Raw genomic sequence first — 21,626 nt, 5'->3', positions numbered from 1 at the left:
GGGTGCGTTGCACGTGGCACCCCTTCAACACTTCAAAGCATAGCAACGGCTTCAGGGTTTGCTGGCGCTTGAGGCTTGCGTTCGTCCGCTTTCCCAACCGCCACCCAGCGCGAGGAACAAATCGATCTGGCTCATGGCAACCTGGGTGTTGGCGGCGGCCAGTTGCGCAGTGACGTCGGTGTAGGTGCGGGTCGCCTGCAGGTCGGCGAGGAACGACTCGCGCCCGGCCTGGAAGAAGCGGTGCGTCTGGTCGGCGGCGAGTTTCGCCGACTGCTCGGCGTCGGCCAGTGCGTCGCGGCGTTGCAGCAGCGCGGTGTACTGGGCCAGGCCAGTCTGGGTTTCGCGGATGGCGTTGAGCACCACGCCATCGAAGTGCGCCAGCGCACCCTGGGTATTGGCTTCCGCCTCGCGAATACGGGCGCGGGCGCCGTTGGTCGGGACCTTCCAGCTCAACGACGGGCCGAAGCCCCAGCGGTTGGTCGACGGATCGCCAAGGTCGGAAATAATACCGACAGTGCCGATGGTCGCGCCGATGCTGATGTCCGGGTACAGCTCGCCAGTGGCGATGCCGATCCCGGCGGTCGCGGCGGCTAGGCGACGTTCGGCCTGACGCACATCAGGCCGACGCTTGAGCAGCGCCGCACCGTCGCCGACCGGCACCAGTTGGGCGATTTTCGGCAGTTCGGCGCAGGTGGCGGTGCCGGCCGGCAACTGATCGACCGGTTTCGCCAGCAACATCGACAGGCGGAACAGCCCGGCCTGACGCGCCGCTTCATAGCGCGGCATGTCGGCGCGCAACGACTTGAATTGGGTTTGCGAACGGGTGACCTGGGTTTCATCGCCACGCCCGGCATCGCGCAGGCGCTGGATCAGCGTGGTGCTCTGCGATTGCAGGTCAAGGGAGTGCTGGGCGATTTCCCGTTCTTCGTTCGCCGCACACACCTGGGTGTAGGCGCGCACCACGTCCGCCACCAGGGTGATGCGCGCGGTGTCGGCGGCCGCTTGCGTTGCATCGGCGTTGGCTTTTGCCGCTTCGATGCCGCGTTGCAGCGTGCCCCACAGGTCGAACTGGTAAGAGGCACTGATACCGATGTCGGCGACGTTGGACACCGGGACTTTTTCCGGCAGCAAAAACGCCTGACCGGACTCCTGCAAACGCTGGGCGCCCATCTTCACGCCGCCGCTCCAGCCACCGGCCGCTTCGGCTTCATCAACCTGCGCACGGGCCCGCGACAGGTTCGCCGCCGCCACGCGCAAATCCGTATTGGAAGCCATGGCCTGCTGCACCAGTTGGTCCAGACGCGGGTCTTGATACAGCCGCCACCAGTCAGCCGGTACCGGCGCTGACACCACCGGTTTGCCTTCCACCGCCAGTTCGCCCTGAAAGTCCTTGCGCTGCACCGCTGCGTCAGCGGGCAGCTGATAGTCCGGCCCGACCATCTGACAGGCCGAGAGCATCACGCCCAACCCGGCGATCATCAGGGCCCTGTTCATTGCGCGGGCTCCTGCGTTTTATCGTCGATGATCGACACGGTGGCGGTCCGCCCGGCGATCATGCGGAAATCTTCCGGCACCTCGTCAAAGGCGATGCGCACCGGAATCCGCTGCGCAAGCCGCACCCAGCTGAACGCCGGGTTGACGTTCGGCAGCAGGTTGTTGCCGCTGGTGCGGTCGCGGTCTTCGATACCGGCGACGATGCTTTCGACATGCCCGCGCAGCTTGGCCTTGTCGCCGATCACGCGGATGTCCACCGACTGGCCGACATGAATGCCGTCGAGTTTGGTTTCTTCGAAATAACCGTCGATGTGGAACGAGTTGCTGTCGACCACCGACAACACCGGACGTCCGGCGTTGACGAATTCCTGCACACGCGGCGCGCGGTCGTTGACGTAGCCGTCCACCGGGCTGCGGATCACCGAACGGTCGAGGTTGAGCTGCGCGCTGTCCACCGTCACCAGCGCTTCGGCCAGCGCCGATTGCGCCCGGGCGACTTTCGACTGGCTTTCTTCCAGTTGTTCGGCCGGCACCAGATTGCCCAGGCCACGGTTACGCTTGGCTTCGCGCTGGGCTTGAGCCAGGGTTTCCTCACGATCGGCAACCGCCGCTTTAGCCTGACGCAGGGCCAGTTTGAAGCGGTCCTGATCGATGCTGAACAACACCTGACCGCGTTTGATCAACTGGTTGTCCTTGACCTCGACCTGCTGGATCAGCCCGGACACGTCCGGAGCGATCTGGATGATGTCGGCGCGGATGTGGCCGTCGCGGGTCCACGGCGCAAACATGTAATACATCACCATGCGCCAGACGAGGACGACGGCAAAAGTCACGATCAGCAGGGTCAGGACCACGCGACCGATGGTCAGAAACGGTTTTTTCATGTCATCAGGTATCGACTGAGTGAGTCCACGCCGTACAGCATCACGGCGTAGAGGGCCACGTTGAACAATGCCCGGTGCCAGACCAGACGGTAAAAGTGCACACGCGTGAGCACGCCGTGCACCAGCAGAAACAACACATAGGTGATGCCCATCAGCACCAACAGGGTCGGCAGGAAAATCCCGCTGATATCCAGATCACCGATCATAGGGGCGCTCCATCGGGCAGCGGTTCTTCGGCATCGCTGGTGCTGACGAATTCCACGCCGGGCAGCAGCGCCAGGCGCAAACCGCTCAAGGCATGCAACAGGTTTAGCCGGGTTTCTTCGTCGCCGTGGCCTTTGAGCGCGCGGCGCGCGCGGTCCATCGTCATCAGCAACGGACTCGGCGCCGGCAAGCGTTCGCCGGCCTTCAGACACGCGCGGAAATACTCGCCGACCTCAGCCACCACTTGCTGCAGCAGGGCCTTCGGCGCGCCGCTGACCCGTGGCGTGTAAGCCAGCAGATCGAGCAGGTTCAGGCCGACGCGCACTTCACGCATGGCAATCCCGGTGTCTTGGCCGGTCATGGCCAGACGCGGCAAGTGCTGCATCAGACGATCGAGCAACTGCACGCCCAGATGCCGATGCTCGGCCAGATTGGCCGGTTCGGTCATGCGCACGATGTCTTTCCAGCTGAAGCGGGTCAGACGTTTGGCGGCCAGCTCGACGCCGAACGGGCGGGCGATCAGGGTCCAGATAAACGCGAACAACAGGCCCAGAGGGCCGGCCAGGTTGGAGTTCACAAAGGCGAAGAAGTCCGCGTCGTACGCGCCCTGAATGCTGATGAACGACGAGGTGTTGACCAGCGTCAGGAGCATGCCGAGGAAGAAGCGCGGCTGCACCGTCAGGGTGCCGACACAGATGAACGGAACCGCAAACGCCAGTACCAGCATCGGGAAATCGTGCAGGTTCGGCAGAATCAGAAACAGGTAAAGGCTGGCGAACAGCACCGACATCCCGGTCCAGAAAAAGAACCGGTAGATCTGCGGTGCCGGGTCGTCCATCGAGGCGAAGAAACTGCACGCTACCGCCGCCAGAATCACCGCGCTGCCACCGTCCGGCCAGCCGAGCAGAATCCACAGCACCGAAGCGACGATGATCGCCAGAACGGTCGAGGCCACCGAATACAGCATCATCCCGCGGTCGAGAAACGGCGTCAGCCGCCCGAGGCGCCAGTGCCGGTACACCGCACGCCAGCTGTCCTGGCGCTCGCAGAGAATCGCGTCCTGCAAACTGCGGCAGTCCTGCCACAGATCGATGAATTCGCCGAGGCGATAAATCGCGTTGGAGAACAGCAATTGCTTGCGATCTTCCAGCGCCTCGCAGCTTGGCTGCAAGGCCTGAAGTTGATCCTTGAGCGCCTGCCACCGTTCGAGATCGGCGTCGTTATGGCCGAGCCATTGCTGGGTCGCGGTCAACAGCGGGGCAAACTTTTCCACCAGTTCCGGTGTGCGCCGTTCAAGCGCGTAGAGCGAATCTTCCAGAGCGTCGATCACCGGCAGCAGGTGGATCATCCGCCCGCGCAGTTCCTTGGTGTTGCGCACGGTTTGCGGTCGAGCGCCTTCGTGGGGCAACTGGCCGATCATCAATTCGAGACTGTTGAAATTGGCGACCATGGCCATGCGCAGCGCGGCGATCTGCTCAGGCTGCACGTCGCGGCTGAGAAACTTCAGGCTGTAGGTGGTGGCGTCGGCGAACCACTTGCCCACCGCGTCGTTGAACACCGGCGCTAAGCGACGCGGCCAGAACATCGCGCCGACCACCGCCGCCACAGCGATGCCGAGAAAAATCTCTTCGGTGCGCGCTTCCGCCACGTCCCACACCGCCAGCGGGTTATCCACGGTCGGCAAGGCGATCAGCGGCAGGGTGTAGCCGGCCAGCATCAGCGCGTAGTTATTGGCGGTACGCAGGTGCAGCGACAGGAACAGCAAAATCCCCGTCCACAAGGCAATCACCACCACCAACACGTACGGACTCTGCACGAACATCGGCACGAACAGCACTGCCGCCGCCGCTCCGAGAAAAGTGCCGATGGCGCGGTACAGCGCCTTGGAACTGGTCGGGCCGAGAAACGGGCTGGAAACGATGTACACCGTGGCCATCGCCCAATACGGACGCGGCATTTGCATGAGCAAGGCGATGTACAGCGCAATCATCGACGCTGCAAAGGTACGGACCCCGTAGAACCAGTCACGGGCAGGCGGGATGCCAGAGAAAAAACCGTTCAAGAATTGATCACCACAGGCGGATTGGCCGCCTCAAAGGCTCGCAGTACCCGAAGCGTAGCCTCCAGATCACTCTGGTCGATGCCTTCGAGCACTTCATGACGCAGACGCACCAGTTCGATCTCCACCGCTTGCACCAGTTCACGGCCGGTGTCGGTCAGGCTCAGGCACTTGGCCCGACGATCCTGCGCATCTTCGGTGCGGCAGACGTAGCCGGCGTGGCACAACTGATCGAGCAGGCGCACCAGCGACGGACTCTCCATCCCGGCTGCCTGCGCCACCTGCACCTGACGCACGCCCTCGCCCAACCGTCCGATCATCAACAACGGCACGGCGCAGGCTTCGGAGATTCCATAGTTGACCAGCGTGGTCTGGCAGATCTTCCGCCAATGCCTGGCGGCCACCACCATGGCACTGCTGATGTTCATCTGGAGAGCGTCGAGGGAATTCGGCACGGGAAAATGCACACTGTTAGTTTGCTAACTATCAATATCGCATTGGCGGGGAATTTCAGTCAAGTTTTGAAACAAATCTGCCCGCTGGTCGTGCGCACCGTAAACAGATGTGGCCGTTCGCAAAATAATGGTTATCCCTCCCGCCCCTTGCGCAACAACACATTCAACTGATCCACCACCTCCGCCCAATCCGCATCATCAAGAATCTCGCCGCGCAAAAAATCCGCCTGGCTCTTGCTCCAGAAAAACGCGTCTGCGAGGTGCAACTCGGGTTTGAGTGGTGAATGGGTGGCGATGAATTGCTCGATGCCGGTCGGGTCGCTGTCCAGTCCCAGTTGCTTGAACAGGGATGGGAGGCTGTGGGTGGGCTGCTCCATGGAGGACTCCTTAAGGAATGCGGTGGATGGGCGATTATTCGCGAGCAAGCCCGCTCCCACAGGGGATTGCGGTCAACCTGTGGGAGCGGGCTTGCTCGCGAAGGTGTCAGTGGCCACACCACAAAACCTAATGACTCAACTCCTGCACCTGCGCATGCGGCACCATTTTCAGAAACTCGGGCATGCTCATGTGCAGCAGGTAGTTGTGGTTGCCGGCTTCCAGGTAAATGTCTTTCTGCCGGGTCAGCAGCGGGTCGATGACCATGTCCAGGCCGTAGGAATCACCGAGCGGCGGCACCGCACCGCGTTCGCAGTCATCGAAGATATGCGCCAGGTTGCTCTCCCGGGTGATCTGCCATTCGCCGCGAATGCGCACTTTACTCAAGTCCAGATGCCGGCTGGCCGGCAGCACGGCCATCAGGTAATGCCCGTGATGGTCGTCGAGAATGACCGACTTGGCCACGCGTTCGGCGGGCACCCCGGAAACCCGTGCGGTTTCCAGGCTGCTGGCCGAGTGTCGGTGGGCCACGACGTCATATTCGCAATGCGCCCGATTCAGGCTGCTCTGCACTTTTTTTGCCATACGCATGATGCACCTCGGTGTCACGCTGAACGTTGTACCTGTTCTGCTGAGTCTAGTTCGGCAAGCCACTGGCGAAGGGAAATCCGCTCACTGGACACATCTGTTCATTGATCAGAATTCATCCAGCGCCAGGCTCAACTAGACTCAAGGAACCAACCCATGACTCTCCCGGAGGGTCACGTGACCAGTCGATGTTGTACGTTTTTCCTGATACTGCTGGCCAGCGGCTCGGCCCTCGCGGCTGATGTCCTGCCGACGGCGGTCAATCCGCTCGGCCTGTGGCTGATCACCCTTGGCATTGCCTTTCTGATCGCCGAAGCAGCGCTGCCCAACTACGGGGTGATCGGCCTCGGCGGGATCATCATGTTCGTCATCGGCGCGCTGATTCTGGGCAACGCCGAGTTGCCAGTGCCGATGATCATCGGCCTCGGCCTGCTCAGCGCCCTGCTGCTGATCGCGTTGATCGTCCGCGCCTTGAAAACCCGCCCGCGCCACGCCGTCAGCGGCGATGCCGGGCTGGTCGGCAGCGTGACGGCGGTGACCACCGTGCAAGCGGAAAACGCCTATAACGGCTGGGTGCAATTGCAGGGTGAACACTGGCAAGTGCACAGCACGACACCGCTGCACGCCGGGCAATCGGTGCGCGTGGTCGGGCGTAAAGGCTTACTGCTGAAAGTCGCCGCGACTGACGCGGTGCGACACGGAGAGTGATCATGGGTCTGCAAATCGGTTTCGTTGCACTGCTGCTGTTGGTGATCGCCCTCGCCGGGTCAACCTTCCGAATCCTGCGTGAGTACGAGCGCGGCGTGGTGTTCCAGCTCGGGCGCTTCTGGCAGGTCAAGGGCCCAGGGCTGATCCTGCTGATTCCGGTGGTGCAGCAAATGGTCCGGGTCGACCTGCGCACCGTGGTCCTCGACGTGCCGCCACAGGATGTGATCACCCGCGACAACGTCTCGGTGAAGGTCAACGCGGTGCTGTACTTCCGCGTGCTCGACCCGCAGAAGGCGATCATTCAGGTCGAAGACTTTCTCTCGGCCACCAGCCAACTGGCGCAGACCACCCTGCGCGCGGTGCTCGGCAAACATGAGCTGGATGAACTGCTGGCCGAACGCGAGCAATTGAACATCGACATCCAGCAGGTGCTCGACGCCCAGACCGATGCCTGGGGCATCAAGGTCGCCAACGTCGAGATCAAGCACGTTGATCTCAATGAATCGATGGTGCGTGCGATTGCCAAACAGGCCGAAGCCGAACGCGAACGCCGGGCCAAGGTGATCCACGCCGAAGGCGAACTGCAGGCCTCGGAAAAACTCATGCAAGCCGCCGAAATGCTCGGCCGCCAGCCCGGCGCCATGCAGTTGCGTTACATGCAGACGCTGAGTTCGATTGCCGGTGACAAGAGCTCGACGATTGTCTTTCCGTTGCCGATCGAGTTGCTCAAGGGGATGGCGGATCTGTCGGGAAAAACCTGACAGCAAAAGATCGCAGCAACTCAAGATTCACAAAGGCATCCTGGGCACATTGCCGAACCCGTTCGCGCAACCACGGCGAAGCCTCGCGGCGCTTGTCTTCGCCATCAGCGACAAAACGCTGGGACGGCTGCTTGGCGTGCTGCACCGTCGCCGCCAACACCTGCTGCCGCTGCTCGGCATTCAAGCGGAAAAAATTCGCCAATCGGCCGGCCATGGCCTCGGGCAATTCGCTGTAGTTCACCAGCAGTCCATCACCCTCACGGCAGTGCAGATAAGCCGACGCCAGCAAGCGACCAAGCCGTCGTACGATGAAGTCTTCACTGCCGGTAAACGGCAAACCATCGTCGAGCACACAGTTCCCAAGCATCCCCGGCACCATGTGCATCCCCGGACGGCGCACGTGCGACACGGCGATTTCCAGCGGATCGCGGTACACGAACAACCATGGCGTATCGGGAAAGCATGCCTGCAACAGCGGCCACTCGCCGATGTTCCAGGCGTCGAGCTTGATCACCAGTCGCTGCTCGACACCGCGTCGACGTTGACCGTAGGCCGAGAGCAATCCACGGATCGCTGCACGCCGCTCGACTTCGGGCAGCTCACCTCGCAAAAGCGCATCAAGCGGCGGTGGCTCCGAGACCACAATATGGTCATCGAGCCGCGCGAGCATCTGGCTGATCAACGTCGAACCGCAACGCGAGGCGTGCAGGATAAAGGCACTCGGCGCCAACCCCGGGCTTTGCGCTTGCCACTCGGTCAGCACCGACAGCGATGTCTGCCGGCGAAAAGCCTGATTGAACGGCAACCGCAGCGCCTCTTCGACGGCGTCACGAAAAAAAGGCTGATGCAGTGGCGTGTCAGCAAACCAGCACCAGTCGACTTGCCACTGCCCCGCCAGCGGCCAGATCCGGATCGGCAACCAACCGTGCAGATTCAGCCGCTCCATTGTTCGTTCCATTGCCGACGACCGCTGCGCATCGCGGCGCGCAGTTCTTCGCGGGAGAATGGCAAGCCGTGTTTGGCGGCCAGCTCCAGAGTGCGCTCGATGAACGACTCAGGCTCCGCCATGTGCTGCAGAGTCGCCGCCAACGCTGCGTCACCTGCAACCAGTCGCTGGAATTGCTGTAACGCCGAATCGGCCGGTTGCGTTGCAGGAGTGTCGCGCAAACCTTCGGCGATCTTCTGCGTGAGCCAGGCCCCGGGCCGGCAGTCGAGCACCAGATGAATCCGCGCGCAGGTATCGAAATTATCCACCCGATGCGCACGAGCAAGATCGAGAAACCAGCACTCCCCCGCCGCCATCGGCACCCGTTGACCATCGAGCCAGAAATCCACTGCAGGTGGGCTGAGCAACGGAATATGCAGGCGCAGATCGGTATCCGGCCCTTCCAGGTCGTAATCACGATGCTCGTGAATTCGCCCGCCCGGCCCCAGTCGCAACAAGCGCGCACAGACGATATCCAGCGTCAGATCGCGCAGCCCCAACCGCCAGCGTTCATCGCACAGCCAAGGCGTGCGCTGCAGCGTTTCGCCGCGCCCGGGCGATAACTCGGTCAGCGCATCGGCGGCCGAAATCAGTGCCACACCGCTCCAGTCGCCCGTGAAGTAATCCGTGTTGAAGTGGCCGTGCCATGCATCTTCGGCAATCGCCTGCAGCGCCTGCAACAGCAGCGGCAAGTCCACCGCCACCGGCAGACGTGAACAGGCCGGGCGGCTCATGCCTTGGGCAACACCGCGCATTCGCCAAGCCAGGTCAGCAGCCGATCCAGACAGGCCTCCACAGTCTGCACGCCGGTGTCGAGCACCAGCGAGGGCTGCGCGGGCGGCTCGTACGGTGCCGAAACCCCGGTGAAACCGGCCATTTCGCCACGCCGTGCGCGGGCGTAATGCCCCTTCGGATCACGCTGCTCGCACACCGCCAACGACGCGCTGCACCAGACCTCGCGATAGTCCGCAGCCAAACGCTGGGCGAACACCTCGCGCAGCTCCAGCAACGGCGCGATCATCGCCAGAATCACGATCTGCCCGTTCTCCACCAGCAGCGCTGCCAGCTCGCTGGCACGGCGGATGTTCTCCAGGCGATCGGCATCGCCAAACCCCAGATCGCGGTTGAGCCCGACCCGCAAGCCGTCGCCATCGAGCACCACGCTCTGCACGCCACGGGCAAACAACTCGGCGTGCAGCGCCTGGGCCAGCGTCGATTTGCCCGCCGCCGGCAGACCGGTGAGCAAAATCGCCGCACCGCGATGGCCGTTGCGGGCCTCGCTTTGCGAGCGACTGATTCTGGCGACGGGCGCCAGCAGATTATCGGGCAGCGGCATGCGCCACCACAGGCACCGAGATATCCCCCGACGCCCACGCGGACTCGCGGTTGGCCAACGCCGTGGCGATCGACTGCACTTCGGTGGACTGCACCTGATCCGGCAGCGGGTCGAGACCAGCGCTGGCGAAGATCTGTCCATAGGCGTTGCGCAGATCGGCATACGACAAGTCACGGCGCAGGTCGGCTTGCAGGTTGTTCAGCTCGCCCTGAATCAGTTCAAGTTCACCGATACCGGCGGCCTGATGCCGATTGCGCAATTGGCCAACGATCTGCCCGTCGATGTCCGACAGTTGCTGATTGGTCTTGAACTGCCGCAGCGCCTCCTGATAGTTGGCGTTCGCCACATACAGCTGCGCCAGCACCGCGATCGACATCGCCTGACGCCGGGCGGTGGCGACTTCCTCACCCGCCTTGGCGACGTCGATGGCCGCCGGAGCGGAAATCACGTTGAACAGGTTCCAGGTGACTTTCACGCCGTAGTCGGCCCAACCCTGTTCGACGAGGAACGAGTTGCTGTCGTAATGCCCGCCGGCGGAAAACTCCAGACCCGGCAGCAGGCGCAACATCGCCTTGCGGGTTTCGGCGGCGCTGATGCGGCTCTGATAATCCTGCTCGCGCAGTTCCGGACGGCTGGTCAGGGCTTCCTGCTCGAGTTTGGCCATGGCGACCTTGAGTTCGGGAATCTGATAACCGTCATCGGTCGCCAGCGTCAGGTTGGTGCCCAGCGGCAGGTTGATCAGCGTTGCCAATTCGGTTTTCGCCAGCGACAGGGCGCGGCGCTGTTCTTCCAGTTGCCGCGTGGCTTCGATCAGCGAGCGCTGGTAACCGAGTGCCTGCACCGGGTCGCCGATGCGCTGATCGCTCAGGCTCTGGCTGTCACGCCGGGCGGTGTCGACGCGGGCCATCAGGCTGTCGATCTGCTTGAGCAACCGTTCGGCAGCCATCGCGCGCCAATAGGCTGAGCGCACGTCCTGAACGATGGTGTTGATCACCTTGCGCCGGCGTTCCTGCACGATCAGGCGCTGGTCGCCCTGCTGCTTGGCGCTGATGTAGCTGACGCCGAAGTCGAGGACGTTCCAGACCATGGTCAGGTCGGCGACATCGCGGTCGCGGTCCTGCGAGGTCGAGGGTTCCAGAGACTGAGTGCCGGTGCGCACGCTCTGGCTGCTGGAGGCGTTGACGTTGTTGCGCCCGACGTAACCGGCGTCCAGCGCCATGCGCGGCAGCATGTCGAAACTGGCGAGGTCGAGCTGCCGCTTGGCCAGCGCTTCCTCCATGATCTTCAAACGGCCTTCGAGGTTGTATTTCACCGCGCGGGCCATGGCCTGATGCAGGGTCAGCGGGCCACGCAGCGGCTCCTGATCCTTGTACATGCTCTGCAGGTCGGTTCTGGCCCGCTGCTCACTGACGCTGCGTTCGATCGGCTCACTGGTCACTGCACATCCGCTGATCGCCAGCGCCAGCAGGCTGGCGCCGAACAACTTCTGACTTTTCTTCATCCCTGGATCGCCCCTAGGTGCCGCACCGTGTTGAGTAGTTGTGTGTTCAGGCCTGCATTTCGCTGATGCCGACCTGGCGCAATGCCGCTGCCAGGTCGTCGACCCGGTGCTGCTCGCTGTCCTTGAGTTGTTGCAATTGCTGCCCGAGGGTCGGCGCGCCAAATACCCCGCGCAGCCCTTGGGAAATGTCACCGGCCTTGAGCGAGTGACTGTCGAAGGCGTTCAGCGCCTCCCGCTCGGCGCCGCCGTTCTGGTGGAACAGGCTCGACAGCGTACTGCTGGCGAAGACTCCGCCATCACCGCCACCGAAACCGAGGAAGCCGTGCCCGCTGCCGTCACCGCTTCCGTCGCTGCTGCTGAATACCTGGGCGATGAAGCTCGGGCTCAGAGCACCGTGATTGATGAAAATGTCCCCCAGCGGCCGGATGCCGTCGCCCAGTACACGCTGCTCGAACAGCGGCGGGAAGGTCAGCGGCGAGCCGAGATTGCCGGTCGGTGGCGTAAATACGAACGGTTGCAACGGCACGTCCGGGGCCGGCGGCGGTGCGACCGGATCGCTGCTGCGGGACAGCGGATCGGGAATCACCCCATTGGTCGGCGTGGTCGGCACCGTTGGCGGAATAGCCGGCGGCACGGTATTGATCGCGTAGTTATTGGAGCTGCTGACACCGCTGCCGCTGTTGCCGGACAGGTCACTGACCCCGGCGCTGTTGACGCTGATCGCATTACTGGCGCTGTTGATGTTGGCGCCCGGGGTCAGCGTCGCGGTCCAGGTCTTGCCGCCGTCGTTGCTGCTCAGGTTCGACAGGGTGCCGTTGCCGACATTGATGTCACTGAGATCAAACCCGGTCACCGCCTCATTGAAGCTGATGGTCACCTGCGAGGTCTGGCCCACACCCAGATTCGGATTGGCAACCACCACCGTGGCGGTCGGCCGTTCGCTGTCGAGGGCGTAGTTGTTCGACACCGCCACCGTGCTGCCGGCGTTGCCCGCCAGGTCGCTGACGTTGCTGGTGTCCAGCGCAATGAAATTGCTCGGGTCGGTGACATTCGCGGTCGGGGTGAACGTCGCGGTCCAGGTCTTGCCGCCATCGCTGCTGGTCAGATTGCTCAGGTCGCCGTTGGTCACGCTCAGGTCGGACAGGTCGAAATTGCTCACCGCCTCGCTGAAGGTGAAGGTCACCGTGGTGGTCTGGCCGATGCCCAGATGCGGATTGGCGACCACGATGTCCACCGTCGGCCGGGTTGCATCGAGGATGTAGTTGTTGGAGATGGCGATACTCGCCCCAGCATTGCCGGCCAGATCCTGAACACCGGCGGTGTCGATCAGAATCAGGTTGGTCGCGTCATTGACGCCGGCTGTCGGGGTGAAAGTCGCCGTCCAGGTCACGCCACCGTCGCTGCTGGTCAGGTTCGACAGCGCACCGTTGGCGACGCTGATGTCCGACAGGTCAAACCCGCTCACCGCCTCGCTGAAGGTGATGGTCACTGTGGTGGTTTCACCGATGCCCAGGCGGTTGTCGGCAACCACGATGGTGGCGGTCGGCAGCGCGGTGTCGATGGCGAAGTTGTTGGAATCGGTGGTACCGATGCCGCTGTTGCCCGACAGGTTGGCCACCCCGGCATTGTTCAGGGTGATCAGGTTGATGGCGTCGGTGACATTGGCTATCGGCGTGAAGGTGGCCGTCCAGGTGATACCGCCGTCGCTGCTGCTGACATTGCTCAACGTGCCGTTGGCGATGGTCAGGTCGCTGTTGTCAAAACCGCTGACCGCTTCGCTGAAGGTGATGGTCACCAGCGAGGTTTCCCCGGCCCTGAGCGACGTGTCGGCAACCACGATGGTGGCGGTCGGCACCTGAGTCTGGATCTGATAGTTGGCCGAACTGGTGGTGCCGGTGCCGGTGTTGCCGGCCAGGTCGGTGATGCCGGTGTTGTTCAGGACAATCAGGTTGGTGAGGTCGGTGATACCGATGTTCGGCGTGAACGTGGCCGTCCAGGTAATGCCGCCGTCGCTAGACGAAACATTGCTCAGGGTGCCGTTGGCGACGCTCAAATCGGAGTTGTCGAATCCGGTCACGGCCTCACTGAAGGTGATGGTCACCTGCGCGGTTTCACCGGGACGCAGATCGCTGTCGGTCATGACAATGGTCGCCGTCGGACGCTGACTGTCGACCGCATAGTTGTTGGAATCGGTGGTACCGCTGCCGACGTTGCCCGCCAGATCGGCGATGCCGGTGTTGTCCAGGGTGATCAGGTTGGTGGTGTCGGTGATCCCCGCCGCCGGCGTTAACGTCGCCGTCCAGGTGAGGCCGCCGTCGCTGCTGCTCACCGCACTCAGCGTGCCGTTGGCGATGGTCAGGTCGGCGTTGGTGAAACCGGTCACCGCTTCGCTGAAGGTGATGGTCACCAGACTGCTCTGGCCGACGCCGAGCGCGGTGTCAGCCACCACGATGGTGGCGGTCGGGCGCTGAGTGTCGATCGAGTAATTGTTGGAATCGGTGGTGCCGCTGCCGGCATTGCCCGACAGGTTCTGTACGCCGGCGTTGTCCAGGGTGATCAGGTTGGTGGCGTCGGTGATGTTGCTGGTCGGCGTGAAGGTCGCTGTCCAGGTGATGCCACCGTCGCTGCTGCTGACTGCCGACAATGTGCCGTTGGCTATCGTCAGGTCGGCATTGCTGAAACCGGTCACCGCTTCGCTGAAGGTGATGGTCACCAGTGAGGACTCGCCGATCTTCAGACTGGAGTCCGCCACGATGATGGTCGCGGTCGGCACCACGGTGTCGATGGTGTAGTTGTTGGAGTTGGTCGTGCCGCTGCCGGCGTTGCCCGCCAGGTCGGCGATACCGGTATTGGCCAGCGTGATCAGGTTGCTTGCGTCGTTGATGCCCACGTTCGGCGTGAATGTTGCCGTCCAGGTGATGCCGCCATCGCTGCTACTCACCGCCGTCAACGTGCCATTGGCGATGGTCAGGTCGGCGTTGGTGAAACCGCTCACCGCTTCGCTGAACGTGATGGTCACCAACGAGGTTTCGCCGGCCGTAAGGTTGCTGTCGGCGACCACGATGGTTGCGGTCGGGCGCTGGGTGTCAATGGCGTAGTTGTTGGAGTCGGTGGTGCCGCTACCGGCGTTGCCCGCCAGGTCGGCAATGCCGGTGTTGTCCAGGGTAATCAGGTTGGTGGTATCGGTGACGCTGGCGCTCGGAGTGAACGTCGCGGTCCAGGTGATGCCGCCGTCGCTGCTGCTGACTGCGCTCAGCGTGCCGTTGGCAATGGTCAGGTCGGCGTTGGTGAAACCGGACACCGCTTCGCTGAAAGTAATGGTCACCAGCGAGGTTTCGCCGATTTTCAGAGCGTTGTCAGCCACCACGATGGTCGCGGTCGGGCGCACGGTGTCGATGGCGTAATTGTTGGAGTCGGTGGTGCCGCTGCCGGCGTTGCCGTTCAGGTCAGCGATGCCGGTATTGTTCAGCGTGATCAGATTGGTCGCATCAGTGATGCTGGCAGTCGGCGTGAAGGTCGCCGTCCAGGTGATGCCGCCATCGCTGCTGCTGAGCGCCGACAACGTGCCGTTGGCAATGGTCAGGTCGGCATTGGTGAAGCCGGTCACAGCTTCGCTGAAGGTGATGGTCACCAGCGAGGTTTCGCCGATCCGCAGGTTGTTGTCGGCCACCACGATGGTCGCGGTCGGACGCGCAGTGTCGATGGCGTAGTTATTGGAGTTGGTGGTGCCACTACCGGCGTTGCCGGCCAGATCGACGACCCCGGTGTTATCCAGGGTGATCAGGTTGGTGGTGTCGGTGATGCTGTTGGTCGGCGTGAGCGTGGCGGTCCAAGTGATGCCGCCGTCACTGCTGCTCAGACCGCTCAGGGTGCCGTTGGCCACCGTCAGGTCGGCGGTGGTGAAGCCGCTGACCGCTTCGCTGAAGGTGATGGTCACCAGCGAGGTTTCACCCGCTGCCAGATTGCTGTCGGCCACGACAATGGTCGCGGTTGGCCGCACGGTATCGATCACGTAATTGGCCGAATCCGTCGTGCCGCTGCCAGCGTTGCCGGCCAGGTCAGCGATACCGGTGTTGTCCAGAGTGATCAGGTTGGTGGTGTCGGTGATGCTGGCGGTCGGGGTGAACGTTCCGGTCCAGGTGATGCCACCGTCGCTGCTGCTGACTGCCGACAATGTGCCGTTGGCGATGGTCAGATCGGCGTTGGTGAAACCGGTGACCGCTTCGCTGAAGGTAAAGGTCACCAGCGACGTGTCGCCGATCTTCAACGCCGTGTCGGCCATCACGATGGTCACGGTCGGCCGCGCGGTATCGATCGCATAGTTGACGGAACTGGTCGTGCCGACGCCCGCCACGCCGTCGCTGATCGCATTGACCCCGGTGTTATCGAGGGTGATCAGGTTGGTGGCGTCGGTGATGTTGTTGGTCGGAGTGAAGGTCGCGGTCCAGGTCAGGCCACCGTCGCTGCTGCTGACCGCTGTCAGCGTACCGTTGGCAATGGTCAGGTCGGCGTTGGTGAAACCGGTGACCGCGCGGCTGAAGGTGATGGTCACCAGCGAGGTTTCGCCGATTTTCAACGCCGTGTCCGCCATCACGATGGTTGCGGTGGGTGGTTCCACATAAGCGGTATTGAGTGTGCCGCCATTGTTGTAGATCGCCGCGAAAGCCAACGGTACAGAGCCCGTCACGCCGCCGCCCAGTTCGGCGCCGCCGGCGCCGCTGCCGGCCGCGTTGCCGCTGATGGCGCTGAAGTTGGCGGCGGTGATCAGTACCGTGCCGCCCTGGTTCCAGATCGCACCGACACCCCGTCCGCCGTCGCCGCCGTTCAGGTTGTTGCTGCCCTGGCCGCTACCACCGCCGCCACCACCGCCCGCACCGAGGTTGTTGCTGATGACCGAGGTGCCGACAATTTTCAGGGTGCCGGTGGAGGCGTTGTAAATGCCGCCGGCCGCATTGCCGCCGACGCCGCCCACCTTGTCCCAGCCGGAGCCGCCACCGCCGCCGCCAATCGAAATGGTGCCGTTGTTCGCGGTGCCGCCATTGCCGCCGTTGCTGTAATAGGACACGCCCACGCCGCCGGCACCGCCGACGGTGGAGCCGCCGCGGCCGCCCATGTGCGTGGCGTCGTAGCCACCGCCGTAGCCACCGACGCCACCACTGCCGGCCTGGCCGCCCAACGTCCCGGTGCCCGGCCCGGCCGTACCGCCATGGCCGCCGCCCTGACCACCGAGGCCGCCGCCACCGCCACCGCCGCCGCCGTAGTTGGCTCCCGTGACACCCCCACCACCGCCACCACCGGCCGCCGCGTTACCGGTGACCGAAACGTTGTTCAAGGTCAGGACGCCGGCGTTGAAAATCCCCCCGCCCATGGCCCCGGTTGCGCCATAGCCGCCATTTCCGCCATTGCCCGAGACCAATCCGCGAGTAATGACCAGACCATCGAGTGTCACCGTGCTGCTGGAGGTGATTTCCACCACCCGCGTCCGGTACTGGCCATCGAGGGTGACGTCCGCCACCCCGTCGTTGTTCAGGTCGCCATCAACGGTGATGTTCTTGTTGATCAGCAATTCCGAGGTGAGCTGCACCGTCATGCCGCTGCTGAAGGTCACGATGTCGCCGTTCTGCGCCGACGCCAGCGCTGCGCGCAACGAGCCGACCCCGGTGTTCGCATTGTTGGTGGCGGTCCAGGTGGCGAGGCCCCACTGGTACTCGCTCATCGACAGGGCCGACAGCACGTTGGCGCTCTCGATCCTGCCCGTGGCGATTTCCAGATCCCAGTCGCCGCCCACCCCGGTGCGGTTGTTCGAGGCGGCCACATCGCGGCCGGTCAATTGTGCCAGCGAGTCGACGAAGCTCAGGCCGCGGTCGCCCTCGGCGGTGTAGCAGCCGTAAATGAGGATGTCGCCGCCAACGTTCATGTCCTTGCCGATTTCCGCCAGCACTGCACTGCGTTGCGCGACGTTGTCCGCCGACAGATAGCTGTTGCCGAGCCACAGGTCACCGGCGTTGCCGTGAGCGATGATCTGCACCGAGCTGACACCCGAATGCTGGTCGAGGTAATCAGCGATCTGCTGCAAGCCGTCCTTGCTGGCATCGAGCTTGACCACTTGCGCGCCGGGAGCAACGCCTTTGAGCAGGCTGTCGGCATCCTTGACCCGGGCATCGACGAACACCACGCTCTGGCCCGGTACGGCGACAGGGCTGGCAGCCGGCGTGGCATCGGCCTGGCCGTGGGTGTCCTTGCTGACCGACGGATGATCGGCCGTGGGCGCCTTCGCCGCATCGGCAGTGGGGTGGCTGTCGGGCTGGGCCACAGCGGTATCGGCCACGGTGGCCGCGACAGCGCCGTCGAACAGCATGCGCGGTTCCAGCGACATGATCAGCGGCGCAGCCAGCGTCCGTTGGCCTTCGGTTACCCGCGACTTTTGCTTGCTCCACCACATGTTGCTCACCCGGACTCGAACAGTTGTAAACGCATCAATGAAAAACGCCGCGATCAACTGATCGCGGCGTCGGACTTCATACGAATCACATTGGCAGCGCTGGCTGAGCCATCGAGCCAAAAGGACAGATCGGCGTATTGCTTGAACAGATCAGGCGGCAGAATCGTGCGTCGGGACTGCAGGGCGACCTTGGGTTTGACCTTGTGCAGGCCGGCCACACCCAGGGCCTGGTCGAACTCCGGCGCGTCATAGGCCAGGTGTTCGAAATCGTGCTCGAACCAGGGTTCGCCAATGAAGTCGTAGACCAGCCGCAGCACCCGCTCCGGGGCCTGGGTCAACAAGTCGTAATCGACGATCAGCAGCGAATCGGCGTGCTCGCCGTAATAGGCTTCCTTGAGCGCCGCCCAGGCAAAACCAACCAGACGATTGCGCTGGGCCAGGGTTTCGCAGCGGCTGTAGACGGTGTTGCGCTCGACGGCATCGCCGAACAGCTTGGTGTTTTCATAAGGATTGGCGCGGTACAACCGTTCCAGGCTGTCCATCACCCAGGCGACGTTGCGCACGCAGGCAATGACTTTGGCTTTGGGGAACAGATCGCTGATCGCCGGCAGGCGCGAACTCCACTGCCGGTTGGTGTCGAACACCACCGGTTTGTCAGCCTTGTCGGCATAGTAGGAATCGAACAGCCCGCGCAGCAGGCGCCGGCGCATTTCGGTGTCGATCACCGCGCCGAATTCGCTGCCGGCGCTGCATTGTTCAAGGACACCGGAGAAGAGTGCGCCGACCGGACTGGTCATGCCGGCATGAAAGCGCGGGTTCTGCAGAAGAATCGCAGAAAGCAGGGTAGAGCCTGAGCGCGGCAAGCCGGAGATAAAGTGGAACTGCTGCAATCCCTTCACCCTACTTTGTAAGTCCTTTTGTCCGACGAGCGTAGTCCAACAATACCCTTTCGACTAGTAGTGTTTTGATATCAAAACAGAGCAAAACGGACTATGAAGATCTGTTTTTATCGCCAAAGAAAAGGTGAACCGTTTAAGTCATTGCATCGCTGTTCCGTTATCGGTGGTCAACGAAAAAAGTCGCGCATTCGCGCCGCCGGCATGGGTCTGATCACGCAACTGCCAGTTTTTCGGCAAGGGTCGGAACGGATCGGGCACGTCCACATCCAGATCACCGATCAACCAGACGCGAGCACTGCCCTTGGGCAGGTCGTCGAGTCGATCCAGATAGACCTCCTCAGACACCAGGGTGCCGAAACCGTAGTGATTCGGGCGCGTCGAACGACCATCGGCGGCGGGCGGGGTAAACAGGCGCACCTGAGCGTCAGTGCGGTTGTAGTAGACGTAACTGAGATACCAGAGCATGTCGCTGGTGACGATCCGGTCACCGCTGACGAAATGCCGGTTGATGTAATCGACCATGACATTGAACTGATCGTGCGGGTCGACCGTGGCGTTGGTGTTTACGCCCACCAGCTCAACCCCGACCCATGACACCAGAACCGCCACTGCCAGCACACGAGCGCGGCGGTACAACCGGTCGATGGCCAGCGCCGCCAGCATCGGCAATCCCAGCGCATAGGCTGTCAGGTAACGCTCGATGAACACCGGACTGATGAAGGACACCGCGAACACCAGCAACAACGGCACACCGGTGTAAAGCGCCAGCAAGACGCTGCCATGGTTCACGCTGCGGTCGCGGGCCACGGCCACGCCCGCCAGCGCCAGCAGAGCCAGCGGTACGCCGCAGAACAGCAGCAACGGGAGATGCTCGCCTTCATCCTGGATCAACCAGAGCCAGATCATCGACGGCAGCGAGGACAGGGTCACTGGATCTTCCCAGCCCACATCGCCACCGACCTTGAGTTCTTCCATGTGTTGCGTCAGATCAAGCAGGTTCGGCAACCACGGCAGGTAGAGCACAACGATGGCCAGATTGGCCAGCCACCAGTCCTTGCGCTGGATATGCCGCAGGCGATAACCCGGCAGCAGGCGAATCAGCCCCAGATACAGCCAATGGCTCAGCGCCGCCAATACGGCGAAGTAGTGGGTGTACAACGCGGCGCTCATCAGCAATGCATAGATCAGCAGATACCGGTGGCGCTGCGGACGCCTGACCCAACAAATCAGCGCCAGTGTGGAACCGATCAGGAGCAGGCCGAGCAGCGAGTACATGCGCACTTCCTGGCTGTAGCGCACCGCCGTCGGCAGCAACGCCAGCAGCACCCCGGCAATGATTGCGGCGCGACGGGTGGCCAGGCGATCGACCAGGCACACCCCCAGCCCGACCGTGGCGATGCCGGCCAGCGCGCTGAGGCTGCGGATCGACAGAATCGTGTCGCCGAACAACCCGATCCAGCCGTGCAGCAGCATGAAATACAACGGCGGATGCACGTCGAACGCCGCGTGCTCCCAGATACCACTCAGCGAATAGTTCGCCAGCAACAGGCTTGAGCCTTCGTCGCCCCAGATCGCGGCGGCGTTCAGGTCATAAAAACGCACCACCGTCGCCAACAACAGAATCGGTATCAGCCACTGCCGGCGAGCCCAGCGCCATAAACGCCGGACACCGGCATTCGGTGCGGCAAACGGGTCCTGGGTATCCCCCAGCGGAGTCTCGCGACGCGCTTCCATCAACCTTCCCTTACAGATTTACCGAGTAAAAACCAGCGCCATTCATTGCGCACACTGTAGGCCAGAGTCGAAGTCGACGCGCGGCCACGACGACGTCCGGCAAGTCCGCCGATCCGGGTCTACGCTACCGCTTGGCGTGACCTGCCCGCGCAAACGCAAGGCGTCAGCACAGCATCTGTGCCTGTCCTGCAACCAAGGCTAACGCGCGGCGCGCCGACCACATAACAGAAGGATGAGGAACCATGGAAGTCTTTATGGGTACGATTCAACCGTTCGCCTTCAACTTCGCCCCCAGTGGCTGGGCCTTGTGCAACGGACAAATCCTGAGCATCTCGCAATACCAGGCATTGTTCGCTTTGCTGGGCACCTTCTACGGCGGCAACGGCACGACCAATTTTCAGTTGCCTGACCTGCAAGGTCGCGTACCCGTGGCACAGGGTAACGGACAGGGGCTTACGCCGCGTGTCATCGGTCAGGTGTATGGCACGGAAAACGTCACGGCCACGATCGCCAACATGCCTAACCACACCCACGCGATGACCGGCCTTTCTGCCAACACCGCCCTGCAACTGGCTGTGCCTGCAAGCAATCCGGCGACCGTGCCGACCGCCACCAACTCGTACATCGGCGCGTCCGGCGGCGGCCCTGGCTCGGCGAACATCTATTCCGATGCCCAAGGTGCCACGCCGGTTCCCATCAAAGGCCTGACCACGACTGTCACCGGGGACATTTCCTCCACGGGCGGCAGTCAGCCGTTGCCTATCGTCAACCCCTCTCTGGTCGTCAACTTCAGCATTGCCCTGAACGGGCTGTTCCCTTCGCGCAACTGAACCACTGTCGGGGGCCTCGGGCCCCCGACCGTTTTTCTCTTCACTGGAGTCAGACCATGTTGCAAACGGTTCAGATCCAACACGTCCAGGCATTGCTGGGCCAGCAACACACGCTGCACCTGCCGGATGGCACGGCGCTGCCGATCCACATCGAGTACCTCGACGAAGTCCCCGCCGCGAAGACGCGCTACAGCGAGCGCATGCCGTTCTGCCTCGAATTCAACAGTCTGGTGCCGACCGGGTTCGTCGACGGCCTGTGCGCACTGGAACTGCCGGAACTGGGGCGAGTGGAGGATATTTTCGTGTCACGAGTGCCAGCAATGGGGCGGGATCCGCAACTGGGTTATTTCTGTATTTCCTTCAACTGAAAT

General features: G+C 62.8%; 18 protein-coding genes. 4 read left to right on the top strand and 14 right to left on the bottom strand.

Going from position 1 to position 21,626, the window contains the following annotated elements; translation table 11 throughout:
• Nucleotides 1–51: 51 nt before the first annotated feature.
• The 7 genes from M0808_RS08395 to M0808_RS08365 form a co-directional block, all read right to left on the bottom strand.
• Nucleotides 52–1,494 (bottom strand): TolC family protein, encoded by a 1,443-nt coding sequence (locus M0808_RS08395; RefSeq protein WP_247840690.1) that lies wholly within the window; start codon nucleotides 1,492–1,494, stop codon nucleotides 52–54.
• Nucleotides 1,491–2,378: an HlyD family secretion protein gene (locus M0808_RS08390; protein ID WP_247840689.1), complete on the bottom strand. Its 888-nt coding sequence runs from the start codon at nucleotides 2,376–2,378 to the stop codon at nucleotides 1,491–1,493. The genes M0808_RS08395 and M0808_RS08390 overlap by 4 nt, the downstream gene beginning before the upstream one ends.
• Complete coding sequence (locus M0808_RS08385; protein WP_139053649.1) at nucleotides 2,375–2,584, bottom strand: DUF1656 domain-containing protein; 210 nt, start codon at nucleotides 2,582–2,584, stop codon at nucleotides 2,375–2,377. Before M0808_RS08385 ends, M0808_RS08390 begins: the two co-directional genes overlap by 4 nt.
• The gene (locus M0808_RS08380) at nucleotides 2,581–4,644 is read right to left on the bottom strand and encodes an FUSC family protein (RefSeq protein ID WP_096796923.1); all 2,064 of its coding nucleotides are present in this window, start codon (nucleotides 4,642–4,644) and stop codon (nucleotides 2,581–2,583) included. Before M0808_RS08380 ends, M0808_RS08385 begins: the two co-directional genes overlap by 4 nt.
• Complete coding sequence (locus M0808_RS08375; protein WP_007961473.1) at nucleotides 4,641–5,069, bottom strand: MarR family transcriptional regulator; 429 nt, start codon at nucleotides 5,067–5,069, stop codon at nucleotides 4,641–4,643. The genes M0808_RS08380 and M0808_RS08375 overlap by 4 nt, the downstream gene beginning before the upstream one ends.
• 158 nt (nucleotides 5,070–5,227) lie before the next feature.
• Nucleotides 5,228–5,473: a DUF2789 domain-containing protein gene (locus tag M0808_RS08370; RefSeq protein ID WP_135294704.1), complete on the bottom strand. Its 246-nt coding sequence runs from the start codon at nucleotides 5,471–5,473 to the stop codon at nucleotides 5,228–5,230.
• Nucleotides 5,474–5,600: 127 nt separating this feature from the next.
• Nucleotides 5,601–6,062 (bottom strand): YbaK/EbsC family protein, encoded by a 462-nt coding sequence (locus M0808_RS08365; RefSeq protein WP_247840687.1) that lies wholly within the window; start codon nucleotides 6,060–6,062, stop codon nucleotides 5,601–5,603.
• Between the two features lie 153 nt (nucleotides 6,063–6,215).
• Here M0808_RS08365 and M0808_RS08360 point away from each other — a divergent pair, with 153 nt between their 5' ends.
• Both M0808_RS08360 and M0808_RS08355 read left to right on the top strand, forming a co-directional pair.
• Nucleotides 6,216–6,767: an NfeD family protein gene (locus tag M0808_RS08360; RefSeq protein ID WP_247840685.1), complete on the top strand. Its 552-nt coding sequence runs from the start codon at nucleotides 6,216–6,218 to the stop codon at nucleotides 6,765–6,767.
• Nucleotides 6,768–6,769: 2 nt separating this feature from the next.
• Complete coding sequence (locus M0808_RS08355; RefSeq protein ID WP_041070974.1) at nucleotides 6,770–7,528, top strand: slipin family protein; 759 nt, start codon at nucleotides 6,770–6,772, stop codon at nucleotides 7,526–7,528.
• Here the strand turns inward: M0808_RS08355 and M0808_RS08350 are convergent.
• The 7 genes from M0808_RS08350 to M0808_RS08320 form a co-directional block, all read right to left on the bottom strand.
• Nucleotides 7,494–8,474, bottom strand: a complete 981-nt coding sequence (locus M0808_RS08350; protein WP_247840683.1) for a sulfotransferase family protein — start codon at nucleotides 8,472–8,474, stop codon at nucleotides 7,494–7,496. The two genes, M0808_RS08355 and M0808_RS08350, sit on opposite strands and share 35 nt — an antisense overlap.
• Nucleotides 8,462–9,247: an aspartyl/asparaginyl beta-hydroxylase domain-containing protein gene (locus M0808_RS08345; protein ID WP_247840939.1), complete on the bottom strand. Its 786-nt coding sequence runs from the start codon at nucleotides 9,245–9,247 to the stop codon at nucleotides 8,462–8,464. The genes M0808_RS08350 and M0808_RS08345 overlap by 13 nt, the downstream gene beginning before the upstream one ends.
• The gene (gene cysC / locus M0808_RS08340) at nucleotides 9,244–9,849 is read right to left on the bottom strand and encodes an adenylyl-sulfate kinase (RefSeq protein ID WP_247840681.1); all 606 of its coding nucleotides are present in this window, start codon (nucleotides 9,847–9,849) and stop codon (nucleotides 9,244–9,246) included. The genes M0808_RS08345 and cysC overlap by 4 nt, the downstream gene beginning before the upstream one ends.
• Entirely contained in the window at nucleotides 9,833–11,350 is a 1,518-nt protein-coding gene (locus M0808_RS08335) for a TolC family protein (protein ID WP_135294701.1), read from the bottom strand. The genes cysC and M0808_RS08335 overlap by 17 nt, the downstream gene beginning before the upstream one ends.
• Nucleotides 11,351–11,396: 46 nt before the next feature.
• Nucleotides 11,397–17,708, bottom strand: coding sequence for an Ig-like domain-containing protein (locus tag M0808_RS08330; RefSeq protein ID WP_247840937.1), 6,312 nt, complete (start codon nucleotides 17,706–17,708; stop codon nucleotides 11,397–11,399).
• Between the two features lie 137 nt (nucleotides 17,709–17,845).
• A complete protein-coding gene (locus M0808_RS08325) occupies nucleotides 17,846–18,691 on the bottom strand; it encodes a sulfotransferase (RefSeq protein ID WP_098966570.1) in 846 nt (281 codons plus the stop codon).
• 138 nt (nucleotides 18,692–18,829) lie between these two features.
• A complete protein-coding gene (locus M0808_RS08320) occupies nucleotides 18,830–20,425 on the bottom strand; it encodes a glycosyltransferase family 39 protein (RefSeq protein ID WP_098966569.1) in 1,596 nt (531 codons plus the stop codon).
• A 242-nt stretch (nucleotides 20,426–20,667) separates the two neighbouring features.
• Between M0808_RS08320 and M0808_RS08315 the strand changes: the two genes are divergently transcribed.
• A complete protein-coding gene (locus M0808_RS08315; protein ID WP_098966567.1) occupies nucleotides 20,668–21,255 on the top strand; it encodes a tail fiber protein in 588 nt (195 codons plus the stop codon).
• 56 nt (nucleotides 21,256–21,311) lie between these two features.
• Complete coding sequence (locus tag M0808_RS08310; RefSeq protein WP_098966565.1) at nucleotides 21,312–21,623, top strand: hypothetical protein; 312 nt, start codon at nucleotides 21,312–21,314, stop codon at nucleotides 21,621–21,623.
• The last annotated feature ends 3 nt before the right edge of the window (nucleotides 21,624–21,626 follow it).

Origin of the sequence: Pseudomonas sp. MWU12-3103b, from assembly GCF_023100615.1 — a bacterium.
GTDB lineage: Bacteria > Pseudomonadota > Gammaproteobacteria > Pseudomonadales > Pseudomonadaceae > Aquipseudomonas > Aquipseudomonas putida_A.
The sequence above is the reverse complement of the archived record's forward strand: the minus strand, read 5'-3'. Positions and strand labels throughout refer to the sequence as shown.